The organism is Brevundimonas sp. AVps7, from assembly GCF_058681545.1.
Genome location: NZ_CM178742.1, coordinates 1289949 through 1302738, shown reverse-complemented (window position 1 = coordinate 1302738; position 12790 = coordinate 1289949). Strand labels below are relative to the sequence as shown.

General features: G+C 67.4%; 15 protein-coding genes. 12 read left to right on the top strand and 3 right to left on the bottom strand.

The window, feature by feature from the left end; all coding sequences use genetic code 11:
• Positions 1-130: 130 nt before the first annotated feature.
• The 6 genes from ACW17Y_RS06290 to ACW17Y_RS06265 all read left to right on the top strand — a co-directional run bounded on the left by ACW17Y_RS06290 (position 131) and on the right by ACW17Y_RS06265 (position 5027).
• Entirely contained in the window at positions 131-1063 is a 933-nt protein-coding gene (locus ACW17Y_RS06290; RefSeq protein ID WP_492037912.1) for an NAD(P)H-dependent flavin oxidoreductase, read from the top strand.
• Between the two features lie 11 nt (positions 1064-1074).
• On the top strand, positions 1075-1782 hold the full coding sequence (locus ACW17Y_RS06285) for a TorF family putative porin (RefSeq protein WP_492037911.1): 708 nt from the start codon (positions 1075-1077) through the stop codon (positions 1780-1782).
• Between the two features lie 173 nt (positions 1783-1955).
• Complete coding sequence (locus ACW17Y_RS06280; protein ID WP_492037910.1) at positions 1956-2969, top strand: cupin-like domain-containing protein; 1014 nt, start codon at positions 1956-1958, stop codon at positions 2967-2969.
• Between the two features lie 72 nt (positions 2970-3041).
• Entirely contained in the window at positions 3042-3710 is a 669-nt protein-coding gene (locus ACW17Y_RS06275) for a TorF family putative porin (protein WP_492037909.1), read from the top strand.
• Positions 3711-3790: 80 nt separating this feature from the next.
• Positions 3791-4264 (top strand): hypothetical protein, encoded by a 474-nt coding sequence (locus ACW17Y_RS06270; protein WP_492037908.1) that lies wholly within the window; start codon positions 3791-3793, stop codon positions 4262-4264.
• A gap of 268 nt (positions 4265-4532) precedes the next feature.
• The gene (locus tag ACW17Y_RS06265; protein WP_492037907.1) at positions 4533-5027 is read left to right on the top strand and encodes a hypothetical protein; all 495 of its coding nucleotides are present in this window, start codon (positions 4533-4535) and stop codon (positions 5025-5027) included.
• 125 nt (positions 5028-5152) lie between these two features.
• Here the strand turns inward: ACW17Y_RS06265 and ACW17Y_RS06260 are convergent, their stop codons facing one another.
• A complete protein-coding gene (locus ACW17Y_RS06260) occupies positions 5153-5275 on the bottom strand; it encodes a hypothetical protein (protein WP_492037906.1) in 123 nt (40 codons plus the stop codon).
• 23 nt (positions 5276-5298) lie between these two features.
• Between ACW17Y_RS06260 and ACW17Y_RS06255 the strand changes: the two genes are divergently transcribed.
• Positions 5299-5877: a fasciclin domain-containing protein gene (locus ACW17Y_RS06255; protein WP_492037905.1), complete on the top strand. Its 579-nt coding sequence runs from the start codon at positions 5299-5301 to the stop codon at positions 5875-5877.
• Positions 5878-5919: 42 nt separating this feature from the next.
• On the opposite strand, the gene ACW17Y_RS06250 is transcribed toward ACW17Y_RS06255, so the two are convergent.
• Positions 5920-7098, bottom strand: coding sequence for a trans-sulfuration enzyme family protein (locus ACW17Y_RS06250; protein WP_492037904.1), 1179 nt, complete (start codon positions 7096-7098; stop codon positions 5920-5922).
• 4 nt (positions 7099-7102) lie between these two features.
• On the bottom strand, positions 7103-8506 hold the full coding sequence (locus tag ACW17Y_RS06245) for a pyridoxal-phosphate dependent enzyme (protein WP_492037903.1): 1404 nt from the start codon (positions 8504-8506) through the stop codon (positions 7103-7105).
• A gap of 124 nt (positions 8507-8630) precedes the next feature.
• On the opposite strand from ACW17Y_RS06245, the gene ACW17Y_RS06240 reads away from it, so the two are divergent.
• The 5 genes from ACW17Y_RS06240 to ACW17Y_RS06220 are packed head-to-tail and all read left to right on the top strand — an operon-like array spanning position 8631 to position 12766.
• The gene (locus ACW17Y_RS06240; RefSeq protein ID WP_492037902.1) at positions 8631-8891 is read left to right on the top strand and encodes a type II toxin-antitoxin system Phd/YefM family antitoxin; all 261 of its coding nucleotides are present in this window, start codon (positions 8631-8633) and stop codon (positions 8889-8891) included.
• The gene (locus ACW17Y_RS06235) at positions 8888-9343 is read left to right on the top strand and encodes a type II toxin-antitoxin system VapC family toxin (RefSeq protein ID WP_492037901.1); all 456 of its coding nucleotides are present in this window, start codon (positions 8888-8890) and stop codon (positions 9341-9343) included. Before ACW17Y_RS06240 ends, ACW17Y_RS06235 begins: the two co-directional genes overlap by 4 nt.
• Positions 9344-11671 (top strand): ribonuclease R, encoded by a 2328-nt coding sequence (gene rnr, locus ACW17Y_RS06230; RefSeq protein WP_492037900.1) that lies wholly within the window; start codon positions 9344-9346, stop codon positions 11669-11671.
• Positions 11668-12372, top strand: a complete 705-nt coding sequence (locus ACW17Y_RS06225; protein ID WP_492037899.1) for an NUDIX hydrolase — start codon at positions 11668-11670, stop codon at positions 12370-12372. The genes rnr and ACW17Y_RS06225 overlap by 4 nt, the downstream gene beginning before the upstream one ends.
• On the top strand, positions 12365-12766 hold the full coding sequence (locus ACW17Y_RS06220; protein ID WP_492037898.1) for a DUF5990 family protein: 402 nt from the start codon (positions 12365-12367) through the stop codon (positions 12764-12766). The genes ACW17Y_RS06225 and ACW17Y_RS06220 overlap by 8 nt, the downstream gene beginning before the upstream one ends.
• Positions 12767-12790: the final 24 nt, after the last annotated feature.

Below are 12790 nucleotides of genomic sequence, written 5' to 3'. Positions count from 1 at the left end.
AGGCTCCCGCCCCCTCAACCTGGACTCCCTGGACAAGCTGGACTCCCCTGGACTGGAGTCCAGCTTGCCGATTTGCCTTCCCCCGCGACACCCCGCTAAGCGTAGCCAAACAAGACGCACAGGAAACGCCATGGCCATCCCCGCCTCCCTCCAGAAGGGTCTGAAACTGCCGGTCATCGAGGCGCCGATGTTCCTCGTCTCCGGCCCGGACCTCGTGGTCGAGTGCTGCAACGCCGGGATCATCGGTACCTTCCCGTCGCTGAACGCCCGTACCACCGAGGGCTATCGGGAGTGGCTGGTCGAGATCAAATCCCGCCTGAATCCTGACGCCGCCGCCTACGGCGTCAACCACATCGTCCACCCGACCAACCCGCGCCTGATGGCCGACATGATGGTCTCGGTCGAGCATCAGGTGCCGCTGATCATCACCTCGCTCGGCGCCGTGCGCGACGTGGTCGATGCGGTGCACGGCTACGGCGGCGTGGTCTTCCACGACATCGCCAACGTCCGCCATGCCCGCAAGGCGGCCGAGTCGGGCGTCGATGGCCTGATCCTCGTGGCCAACGGCGCCGGCGGCCACGCGGGCATCATCAACCCCTTCGCCCTGGTCAATGAGGTGCGCGAGTTCTTCGAGGGCACGATCATCCTGTCGGGTTGCCTGTCGAACGGCCAGGACGTCGCCGCCGCCCTGATGCTGGGCGCCGACTTCGCCTACATGGGCACCCGCTTCATCAACACGACCGAGGCCATGGCCCCCGAGGCCTACAAGGAGATGATCATCGAGAGCGGGGCCACGGACATCGTCCACACCCCGGCCGTCTCGGGCATCCCGGCCAACTTCATGACGAAGTCGCTTCAGGCCAACGGCATCGATCCGAAGTCCCTGCCTGAGCACAAGCTCGACATGGGCGACGAGGCCAAGGCCTGGAAGACCGTCTGGTCCGCCGGCCAGGGCGCAGGCACGATCCACGACGTCGTCCCGACGGCCGAGCTCATCCAGCGTCTCCGCGACGAATATGCGCAGGCCACGGAACAGTTCGCAAAGAAGGTCGGCGTCGCCTAGACGATGGCCGGATGATCCGGTCATCCGCACTCGCCGCCAGCCTCGCCGCCGTCCTGTCGACACCCGCCGTTGCGCAGGACGACGACAATGCGCGCTACGTCGCCGGGCGGGGAAACTGGACCTTCGAACTGGGCGCCGGGACCGACAACCGCTCCAAGGGCGCGTCCAAGAGCGGCGCCGACCCCTACATCTTCGCCGAGATGCAGTGGAACGACGCCAGCGGCTTCTACGCAGACCTGGAGTTCGAGACGATCGACTCGTCCGGCTCCCGGGTCGAGACCGAGGCCGAGGCGGGCTGGCAGTATTCGGCGCTGGGCTTCGATTTCGACACCTCCGCCTCCCACAAGTGGCGGCTCGACGCCGTCGCCGGCCATGACGACGCCGCCTGGGAATACCAGTTCGACGTCATCAGGGACTTCGGCGACGTCGACACGCGGTTCCGGGTCGAACACTCCCCGGACGGCCTCGGCTCGACCGAAGCCTGGACCTGGGTCGAGGGCCGCGTCCGCTTCCCCCTCGCCGACCGCCTGAAGGCCAGCGCCACCCTGGGCCGCCGAGAACAGGACAATGCGCCCGACTACACCGGCTGGAACGCCGGCGTCGCCTATGCCGTGACCGACACCACCTCGGTTGACCTGCGCTGGCACGGAACGGACATCGAAGATGAGGGCGAGCAGTACGAGGACGCCCTCGTCGCCTCGGTGCTGGTCGCCTTCTAGGCTCATCGCAACCACCACCGCCCAACAAGCTCGACCATCCGTCGCAGCCGGCGGCAGAATTTTCCGCTCGCCTGCGTTCGGAATAGCGCAAGGCGATGGCGGAGTTTCGAGCTGGGGTCGGAGACACCTGAAGCCGATTGACCTCGCCGGTCACTTCGGATCACAGATTACCGATGACACGAGCCGCCCCGGAACATGAAGGCGTCGATCGCGCGTTTTTCGAGAGCGTCATCGTCCCCTCTGGCCGACCGGCGATCCTTCGCGACGTGGTGTCCGACTGGCCCATGGTTCAGCTGGGGCGGACGTCCACGGCTTCTCTGTCGGCCCATATCCGCGCCGCCGCCACCGACGCGCCCACCCCGATCTGGAGCGGCGCGCCCGAGATCGAGGGCCGGTTCTCTTACAGCGACGACCTGAAGAGCTTCAACCACACCCAGGAAAACGCCCCGCTGGCGACCTTGCTGGACCGTCTCGCGGCTCACCACGACGATCCCCGCCCGCCGGGCTTCTACGCCGGCGGCGTGCCGTTCCGCCCTTGCCTGCCGGGGCTGCTGGCGGAGACTCCGATGCCCCTGCTGGATCCGGCGACCCAGAGGCGGACCTCGCTGTGGATCGGCAACCGGGTGCGCACGGCCTGCCACTGGGACCTGCCCCAGAACCTGGCCTGTGTCGTCGCCGGCCGCCGCCGCTTCACCCTGTTCCCGACCGACCAGATCGCCAATCTCTACATCGGCCCTGTTGATTTCACCTTGTCCGGCCAGCCGACCAGCCTGGTCGATTTCCGCAACCCCGACTTCGACAGATACCCGCGCTTCGCCGAGGCGCTGGAGCATGCCGAGGTCGCCGACCTTGAGCCCGGCGACGTCCTCTACATGCCGAGCCTCTGGTTCCACCACGTCGAGTCGCTCGACCCGTTCGGAGCCATGGTGAATTTCTGGTGGCGTGACGCCCCCACCCACATGGGGCCGCCGATCTTCACCCTGCTGCACGGCCTGACCAGTCTGCGCGACCTCAACCATCGAGAACGGCAAGCCTGGCGTGCCGTCTTCGACCACTATCTGTTCCGGCCCGACGACTTGGAGCCGATGGCGCACATCCCGCCGGACGCCCGCGGCCTGTTCGCCGACATGACGCCTGAGCTGGAAAAGCGGCTGAAGGCCGCCCTGATCGGCCCGCTGTCGCGCTAGGCGAGTAAGCTTGACCGTTCGACGAAGACGATCGCATCCTCATAGCAGCGACAGCGCTCGGGGGAGCGAAGGATGCGGATTCAGATCATCGTGGCGACGGTCGTCTGCCTTTTCGCCGGAGCGGCCGAGGCGCAGACCTCGCCCTGGTCCGGCAGCCTGGGTCTGACCACCGACTACGTCCGGCGCGGCACGGCGCGGGGTCAGGAGGACGTAGAGGCGACCGGCAGCCTCGAATACACGACCGGTTCCTTCTACGCGGGCGCGGCCGCCAACACCGCCGCCGTCGGCGACAGCGACTACGAGGTCGATCTCTATGTCGGTTTTCAGCCGACCTGGGCCGGCTGGGACTGGGACCTGAACGCCAAGCGGGTCAGCTATTTCGGCGGTTCCGGCGACGTCGATCACTGGGAGTTCTACGCCCAGGCCACCCGGTCCATCGGCCCCCTCACCGCCGTCGCCCTTGTCGGCGGCTCGCCCGACTACGAGGGCGCGGCCGAGGACGCGGTCTGGGCCAACGCCAATCTGGCCTGGGCCCTGACGGCGAAACTGTCGGCCGACGTTGGCGGCGGTTTCCAGGACCAGCAGGGCGCGCCGGACTACGGCTGGTGGCAGGCCGGCGTGACCTACGCCTTCACCGCGTCCGTCAGCGGCGACCTGCACTGGTACGACACCGACAACGCGGCGGCGCTGGGTGAAGCCGGCGACGGCCAGCTGGTGGCGGCGATCAGCTGGACCTTCTAGACGCGTTGCGCCGAACCATCTCGCGGCGCGGTTGACAGCCTACCGCCGTTCGATAGGTTTCCGACCCGGAGGATATCGACATGTTGAAACCCCTTACCGCCTTGGTCGCGCTGGGTCTTGCGGTCAGTGCTGCCACCCTGGCCGAGGCCCAGGCGATCAATCAGACCGTCCCCGGGCACAGTCCTGGACGAGAAGCCCAGCTCGCGCCGATGCGCGAAGGCGCTGCCCGCATGCAGCAGTTCGAATCGGTCCGTCGCCTGGCCGAATACTCCCCGGCCGAACGCCAGCGGGTCCACCGTCGCGCCGCCGGCCTGCTGACCGCCTCCAATACCAGCTGTGACATCGTGAACGCCGTGCAGCTGGGCATGACAGAGCGTCGTCGAGACATCATCGAGGTGTCCTGCTCCAGCGGCTTCGGCTACCTTCTGGTCGGCGGGTCGCCGACCACGGCTTACGACTGCCTGCAGATCGCAGAGGCCGCGCGTGTCGTGCGCGTCAACAACCCGCGCGCCGACGTCGGCTCGCAGTGCGTTCTACCCGAAAACGGCGGCTGACCGCTCGACCAAGCCAGTCGCTTCAGCGGCCCCCGTCTACCGTAACGCGACTTCTCTCTGGTTGACACGCTGTGAGAGAGGCGTAGCTTCGGCTCAGAAGGCCCCCTGATGCTGAAACCCATCATCGCCGTCGGAGCTCTGACTATCGTCCCCGGATGGGCGGCGTCCGTGCAGACCCGGGTCGATCCATTTGACCCCGGAAACAACGCTCATCCGCAGGGAAAATCCCGCGCTGACGTCGACCTCACCCCGTTACGGAGACGATGACATGCCTAGATCAAATGCAACACGCCGATCCATCGCCGTCGTCGCAGCAGCGATCGCGACCCTGTCCGGAGCTTCTTCAGTCCAGGCTCAGACGGCCCCGGATTACGCCGCCATCAGCCGCGAGATCGGCGTCTGGAACGATAACTCACTAGCCAGCGCTGCAATGGCGCGCACGCACGCCAGTGCCTTCGATCGTGACATCCAGCCCTATACCAACCTGGAGCGCCAACGCGTTTTCCGCCGCGCCAACACCTTGCTTTCGGCGTCTCGCACGAACTGCGAAGTGACCAACGCCGCCCGGTTGGGACGCACGGAGCGCCAGCGCGACATCGTCGAGGTCGCCTGCGCCAATGGATATGGATACATCCTTGTCGATGGCTCGGCCCCAGCGGCCTTCGACTGCCTCCAGATCGCGCAGGCGACCGTCGTCGTTCAACGGGAACGGTCGCGTCGCGGGGTCGGCGTGCAGTGCATGCTGGACGAGAACGGCGGCTGATCTAGCCCGGCGCCTCGTCCAGGTCCGCGATCAGGTCATCCAGGTCCTCGACCCCACTGACAGACGGATCCGGTTCGCGGTCACCCCGCCCGCCTCGCGCATATCCTTGGGCGCCGGGGCGAGGGTCAGCGGGTTGCGGCGGTGAGGTGGGCCTTCTGATCGCCGAGGCCAGCGGCCAGATGCCGCACGGCGTTCTGCTCCGCATCCAGGGGCGTCGGCACTTCGTTCCTGTCTGCGATCGCACCCACGCGATCCGCCCAGGAACCTCCTCATGAAACTCTCCGCTCTCGCCGGCGCCGTGTCGGCCGCCGCCCTCCTCGCCGCTGCCCCGACCGCCTTCGCCGACCATCATGGCGGTGGCCACGGCCAGTCCGTCACGGTCGGCGGCGCCGCCATGTACGCCAACAAGACCATCGTCGAGAACGCTGTCGCCTCGCCGATCCACACCACCCTTGTGGCCGCCGTCACGGCCGCCGGTCTGGTCGAGACCCTGTCGGGCCCGGGCCCCTTCACGGTCTTCGCGCCGACGGACGCCGCCTTCGCCGAACTGCCCGCGGGCACGGTCGAGACCCTGGTCCGTCCTGAGAACAAGGCGACCCTGACCAAGATCCTGACCTATCACGTCGTCGCCGGCCGCGTGACCGCCGCCGACGTCATCGCCCTGATCGAACAGGGCGGAGGGTCGGCTGAGATCACCACCGTCTCGGGCGACACCCTCACCGCCAGCCTGGACGGTTCAACCGTCGTCCTGACCGACGAAAAGGGTGGCACTGCCCGCGTGACACAGGCCGATGTGCTGCAGTCGAACGGCGTGATTCACGTCACCGACGCTGTCTCGATCCCCGAGTAGATCGACGCTTTCACGGAGGGGGTTCGCCCCCTCCGTCTTCGGCTACCCCAGGGCCTGATCGAGGTCGGCGATCAGGTCGTCGAGGTCCTCGACGCCGACCGACAGGCGGATCAGGTTCTCGGTCACCCCGCCCGCCTCGCGCACCTCTTTCGGCACCGAGGCATGGGTCATGATGGCCGGATGGTTGACCAGGCTTTCGACCCCGCCGAGCGACTCCGCCAGGGTGAAGACCTGAACCCGCTCGAGCACCTGTTTCGTTCGCGCCAGATCGCCGTCGATGATCACCGTGACCATGCCGCCGTAGCGGCCGTTCATCTGGTGCGTGGCAAGTTCGTGCTGCGGATGGCTGATCAGGCCCGGATAGATGACCTTCGCCACCCCGCCGCCGGGCTTGCCAATGCGATCTTCCAGCCACCGCGCAATGGCCAGGGCATTCTCGTTGTGCGCCTTCATCCGCAGGCCCAGCGTCTTGAGCCCCCGGTTGGCCAGGAAGGCGTCGAACGGCCCCATCACCCCGCCGATGGAATTCTGAAGAAACTTCAGCTCCTTGGCGACCTCTTCCGAACCCGCCACCAGAACCCCGCCGATGATGTCGGAGTGACCGTTCAGGTATTTGGTCGCCGAATGCATGACCACGTCGGCGCCCAGCGCCAGCGGCCTCTGGCTCCACGGCGTGGCAAAGGTGTTGTCCACGACCAGCAGCAGGCCATGCTTCTTCGCGATCGCCGCCAGCCCGGCGATGTCCGCCAGCTTCATCAGCGGATTGGTCGGGGTCTCGGCCCAGATCATCTTCGTCTTCGGCGTGATGGCCGCCTCGACGGCGCTCAAATCCGCCATGTCCACATAGGCGAAGTCCAGCCCCATCGAGCGCCGGCGCACCCGCTCGAACAGCCGCCACGACCCGCCGTACAGGTCGTCGCCCGTGACGATGTGCGAGCCTGCGTCCAGCAGCTCCAGCGCCGTCGAGGTCGCCGCCATGCCCGAGCCGAAGCCGAAGGCCTGAACCCCGCCCTCAAGATCGTTGATGCAGGCCTCGAACGCCTCGCGCGTCGGGTTTTTGCCCCGCGCATACTCGTAGCCCTTGTTCACGCCCGGGCTTTCCTGGGCGTAGGTCGAGGTGGCGTAGATCGGCGTCATGACCGCGCCCGTCGTCGGGTCCGGCCGCTGGCCCGCATGGATCGCGCGGGTCGAGAAACCCTGACTGTTCTTGATGGAGGCCACGCGCTTACCGGTTCAGGCTCAGGTGGTTGATCAGGTCGACGCGAGCGATCAGGCCGACAAATTTCTCGCCGTCCAGCACGATGGCCACCCGATCGCGGTCGAACAGCGGGATCAGGGCGTCCAGCGGTTCGGTCACCTGCACCGTGTCCAGATCGCGGGTCATGGCCGAGGCCACCGGCTTGGCGAACCGCTCCTTGCGGGTGATCTCGTCGGTGTTCATCACATGAACCAGATCGCTCTCGTCCAGAATGCCCACCAGACGGCCATCCTGAATGATCGGCAGCTGCGACACGTCGGCGCCGCGCATCCGCTTGAAGGCTGTGTCCAGAGTGTCGTTCGGCCCCGCCGTGACCACGTCGCCCTTCTCGTATTTGCGCGAGATCAGGTCTGACAGATCGCCGTGCAGTTCGCGTTCGCCCAGCCCCTGATCCGACAGCCAGGCGTCGTTGTAGACCTTCGACAGATATTTGGCGCCGGTGTCGCAGACAAAGGTCACGCACCGCTTCGGCTCGGTCTGCTCCCGGCACCAGCGTAGGGCCGCCGCGATCAGGGTCCCCGACGACGATCCCGCCAGGATGCCTTCCTTCAGCAACAGCTCTCGCACCGTCGCCACGGCCTCGGCGTCCGGGATCGAATAGGCCTTGTCGATCAGGTCCATGTCGGCCGTATCCGGCACGAAATTCTGCCCGATCCCCTCAACGGTGTAGCTGCCCTCGGGGCTCGGCACGCCGGTGTTGACGATCCCGGCCAGCACCGACCCGACCGGATCGGCCAGAATGATCTCGGCCTTCGAGCCCTGGCTCTTCAGATACTGGGCGACGCCCGTGATCGTCCCGCCCGAACCGATGCCGGCGACATAGGCGTCGATGTCGTGGCCCATCTGTTCCCAGATCTCGGGCCCCGTGGTCTTCACGTGGGCTTCGGAGTTGGCCTTGTTCGCGAACTGGTTGACGAAGAACCCGCCAGGAATCTGCTGAGCCAGCCGCTCGGCCATGTCGGTGTAGTACTCCGGATGGCCGTGATCGACGTCGGATCGCGTCAGACGCACATCGGCGCCCATAGCCCTCAGATGCTGGATTTTTTCCTTGGACATCTTGTCAGGGATGACCAGCAACACCTTATACCCTTTGGACTGACCCACGAGCGTCAGCGCCAGGCCCGTGTTTCCGGCCGTCGCCTCGACGATGGTGCCGCCGGGCTTCAACCACCCTTCCGCCTCCGCTGCCTCGATCATCGAGATCGCGATGCGGTCCTTGATCGACCCGCCCGGGTTTTGCGCCTCGAGCTTCAGGAACAGCCGGCAAGGCCCGGTGTCGATCCGCGTCACCTCCACCATCGGCGTCTTGCCGATCAGGTCCAGCAGCGAGCCCGTGGGCGCGCTCAGGGTCGGGTGTTCGGACAGGGACATTCACAAAGCTCCGGATTCGAGGCCGGAAGCTAGGCGCGCCCCGGCACTGGGACAACCCGTTGCCGGTCATTGCCGGTACCGTCATTTATGGCTATATTTATGGCCATAATCTTGGAGACTGACCATGGCCACCTACGGCGTCGCCGAAGCCAAGAACAATTTCACCCACCTTCTGGACCGCGTCCAGGACGGCGAAAGCATCACCATCACCAAGCATGGCAGGCCGATCGCCGAGCTGTCGCCGACGCGAAAACAATCCACGCTCACGCTCGAAGAACGGCGCACGAAAATGGCTGAGTTCAACGCGTGGCGTAAGCAACAACCGCCTCTCGGGATCTCGGCGGCGGAATTGGTGCGCAGAATGCGCGACGGCGAGCCTGAATGAGGTTTTACCTCGATGCGAGCGCGCTTGTCGCGATCATGGCGGAGGAGCCTGCCAGCGATGCAGTCAGCGACCAGCTTGGACGGAGCGATCACCTTCCCGTCGTGACGGACTTCTCGCATGCTGAGTCGTCTGCGGCGCTTTCAAAGCTGGTGCGGATGCGCATTCTTGGCGCCGAGCGCGTCGATGATCTGCTCGCCCAACTGGACTACTGGACATCCCGGTTCAGCGAGCGGCCGGAAATCGCGCCGGCCGACGTCGCCGACGCCGCTCTGCACGTTCGACATCACGGCCTCGGCCTCCGCGCCCCCGACGCCATCCACATCGCCGCCGCCCACCGTCTGGGCGCCACCCTTCTTACGCTTGATCGCGGCATGGCGCGCGCCGCCGCCGCATTGGGCGTACCCTGTCTCAATCCCGCCGAGGTCGAAGCGCCCGGCGAACCGAAAGACTGAATGACAAAGACACCTAAACCCGCCGCAGGATTGCCGGACGAGGCCACTCTGCTGGCCTTCCTTCGCGACGCCGGCAGTGCTGAAAAGGGCGATATCGCCCGCCACTTCGGCCTGAAGGGCGAAGATCGCCGCCGGCTGCGAGAAATGATCCGCGGCCTCGAATCGGCCGGCAAGCTCGGTAAGCGCGGCAGGAAGGGCTTCTCCGAAGCCGGCGTCCTGCCCCCCGTCGGCGTCGCCGATGTGGTCGAAAAGGACAATGACGGCGAACTCTATGTCCGCATGGTCGAGGCCTCGGCCGATGCGCCCAGGGCCCTGCTGGTCCCCGACAAGGGCAAGCCCGGCCCCGCCCCCGGGCTCGGCGACCGCGTCCTGGCCAAGTTCGAGCACGGCCCGAACGGCTGGGAAGCGCGACTGATCAAGAAGCTGGACACCAACAACAACCGCGTCCTCGGCGTGATCCGCAAGTCGAACAAGGAGACCCGCGTCGAGCCCGTCGACCGGCGCTCCAAGGACGTGCTGATCATCCCGCAGATTCTCGCCGGAGACCTGCGCGACGGCGACCTCGTGCTCGCCGCCATCGAGAAGTCGGAGCAGCGCTATGGCCACAAGCGCGGGAAGATTCTGGAGACCGTGGGCCGCGAGGACGATCCCCGCGCCGCCTCCCTGATCGCCATCCACACCCACGGGGTCCCCATGGGCTTCTCCGAGGCTGTCGAGCAGGAGGCCGAAAACCAGGACCTGCCGACGCTCAAGGGCCGCGACGACCTGCGCGACATCCCCTTCATCACCATCGACCCGGCCGACGCCCGCGACCACGACGACGCCGTCTATGCCCAGCGCGACGACGATCCGAAGAACGAGGGCGGCTGGATCGTCTGGGTCGCCATCGCCGACGTCGCCGCCTACGTCCGCCCGAACACCAGTCTGGACCGCGAGGCCCGGGCCAAGGGCAACTCCACCTACTTCCCCGACCGCGTCGAGCCCATGCTGCCCGAACGGCTGTCGAACGGCCTGTGCAGCCTCAAGGAGGGCGAGAACCGCGCCACCCTCGCTGTGCGCATGGTCTTCGACAGGGAGGGGCGCAAACTCGGCCACAAGTTCCATCGCGGCCTGATGCGCAGCCACGCCAAACTCTCCTACGAACAGGCCCAGGCGGCCATCGACGGCGTCGAGAAGGGCGGCGGAACCGACGACGCGACCGGTCCGATCATGGACACGATCCTGTACCCGCTGTGGAACGCCTACCACACCATGCTGAAGGGCCGACTGAAGCGCGCGCCCCTGCAGATCGACTCGGCCGAACGCCGCATCCGCATGTCGCCCGACGGCGGCATCGCCTCGATCGAGAAGCGCGTCTCTCTGGAGGCTCACCGCCTGATCGAGGAGATGATGGTCCAGGCCAATGTCTGCGCCGCCGAAACGCTGGAGGGCAAGAAGACGCCCCTGATCTTCCGCGTCCATGACACGCCCAGCCAGGAGAAGGTCTTCAACCTCGCCGACTTCCTGTCGACCATCGGCAAGCCGTGGAACAAGGGCGAGGCCCCGACGACCAAACGGTTCAACAAGCTGCTGGACGAGACCCGGGACGGCCCCCATGCCGAGGTGGTCAACGAGGTCGTCCTGCGCTCCCAGATGCAGGCCATCTACTCGCCGGACAACGTCGGCCATTTCGGCCTGAACCTCGACCGCTACGCCCACTTCACCTCGCCGATCCGGCGCTACTCCGACCTGATCGTGCACCGGGGCCTGATCCGCGCCCTGAACCTCGGCTCGGACGGCCTGACCGACCGCGAAATCGCCGAACTGCCCGCCATCGCCGATCAGGTGACCCTGACCGAGCGCCGCTCCATGGCCGCCGAGCGCGACGCCATGGACCGCTACATCGCCGCTTTCCTTCAGGACCGTGTCGGGGCGACCTTCACCGGCCGCATCACCGGCGTGACCCGCTTCGGCCTGTTCGTCCGGCTGGACGAGACCGGCGCCGACGGCCTCGTGCCCGTCAGTTCGCTGGGCAACGAATACTTCACCCACGACGACCGCGCCCACGCCCTCGTCGGCGAACGCTCGGGTCAGCGCTACACCCTCGGCCGCACCGTCGAGGTCAAGCTGAAGGAGGCCACCCCCATCACCGGCGGTCTCCTGTTCGAGATGCTCAGTGACGCCGAGCCGCGCGACCCCAACGCCCCTGCCCCGCGGCTGGGCATTCGAGGTCGCGGCCCCGGCACAGGCGGAAACGGCCCGCCCAAACGCGGCCTGGGCCGTCCCGGCGGCCCCAAGCCCCCGCGCGGCGGCACGCCCAAGGGCGTCCGCAAGGGCAAGCGGCGGTGACACACCCCTTCGACGCCGCCCAGGACCTCCGTGACGCGCCCCGCGCCGCCGGCCCGCGTCAGCGCCCGAAGGACGCCGCCACCCTGATCCTGGTCCGGGGCGGCAAGACGCCCGAGGTGCTGATGGGCCGGCGCGCGCCCGGCCACGTCTTTATGGCCTCGAAATGGGTCTTCCCCGGCGGCCGCATCGACCGCGCCGATTTCGCCGCCGCCGCCATCTCCGATCCCGATGGTCCCACGCGGGCCCGTCTCGAAGCCGAACTGGCGCCCCATCGGGCCCGCGCCCTGTGCCTGACCGCCGTGCGCGAGACGTTCGAGGAGACCGGCCTGATCCTCGGCCACGCCGCCCCGCCCGCCTCAGTCGCCGGGCCGTGGCGTGAGTTCCGCCAGGCCGGCGCCCTGCCCGACCTCGCTGCCCTCTCCTACGTGGCCCGCGCCATCACCCCGCCCGGCCGCACGCGCCGCTTCGACGCGCGGTTCTTCATGGCCGACGCCTCCGCCCTGCTGGCGCCCGAGCCGACCGCGGGGTCCGGCGAACTGGACGAGATCGCCTGGCTCCCGCTGGAGGACGCCCGCGCCCTCGACCTGCCCTCCATCACCCGTTTCGTCCTCGGCGAGGTGGCCGAACGGCTGACGCAGCCCGACCGCCCCCTGCCCTTCGTGCGCATGGTGCGCGGGGCCCATCTGGTCAGCCATGGCTGAGACCGTCACCCTGCGCCTGACCATCGCCGATCCGGTGCCCGGCCTGCACTACTGGCGTCAGGACGCGAAGAACGCGCCGCACGACATCCGCCTGTCGACCGATGCGCCCCTGACCTTCGACATGCCCGTCGACCTTCGCCCGGACGGCAGACTGGGTGGGACCTTCGTGCGTCGCGAGGGCAAGGAACGCCGCTTCGTCTACATCGCCATCGGCGGCGCCGTGCCGGGGCTGCCTGTCGTCAGCCGCCGCGCCAAGATCGACGTCCACGACATCCCGGCTGACCTGCTCAGGCCCGGAGCCGTCATCGCGACCACCCTTCCCGGTCGAGGCAAGGACGGCACGCCCGCCTGCGCCACCGTCCGCCCCCTGACGCCCTGGACGGCTATCGGCTGACGCGCCCTGTTCCGGCCACGGTCG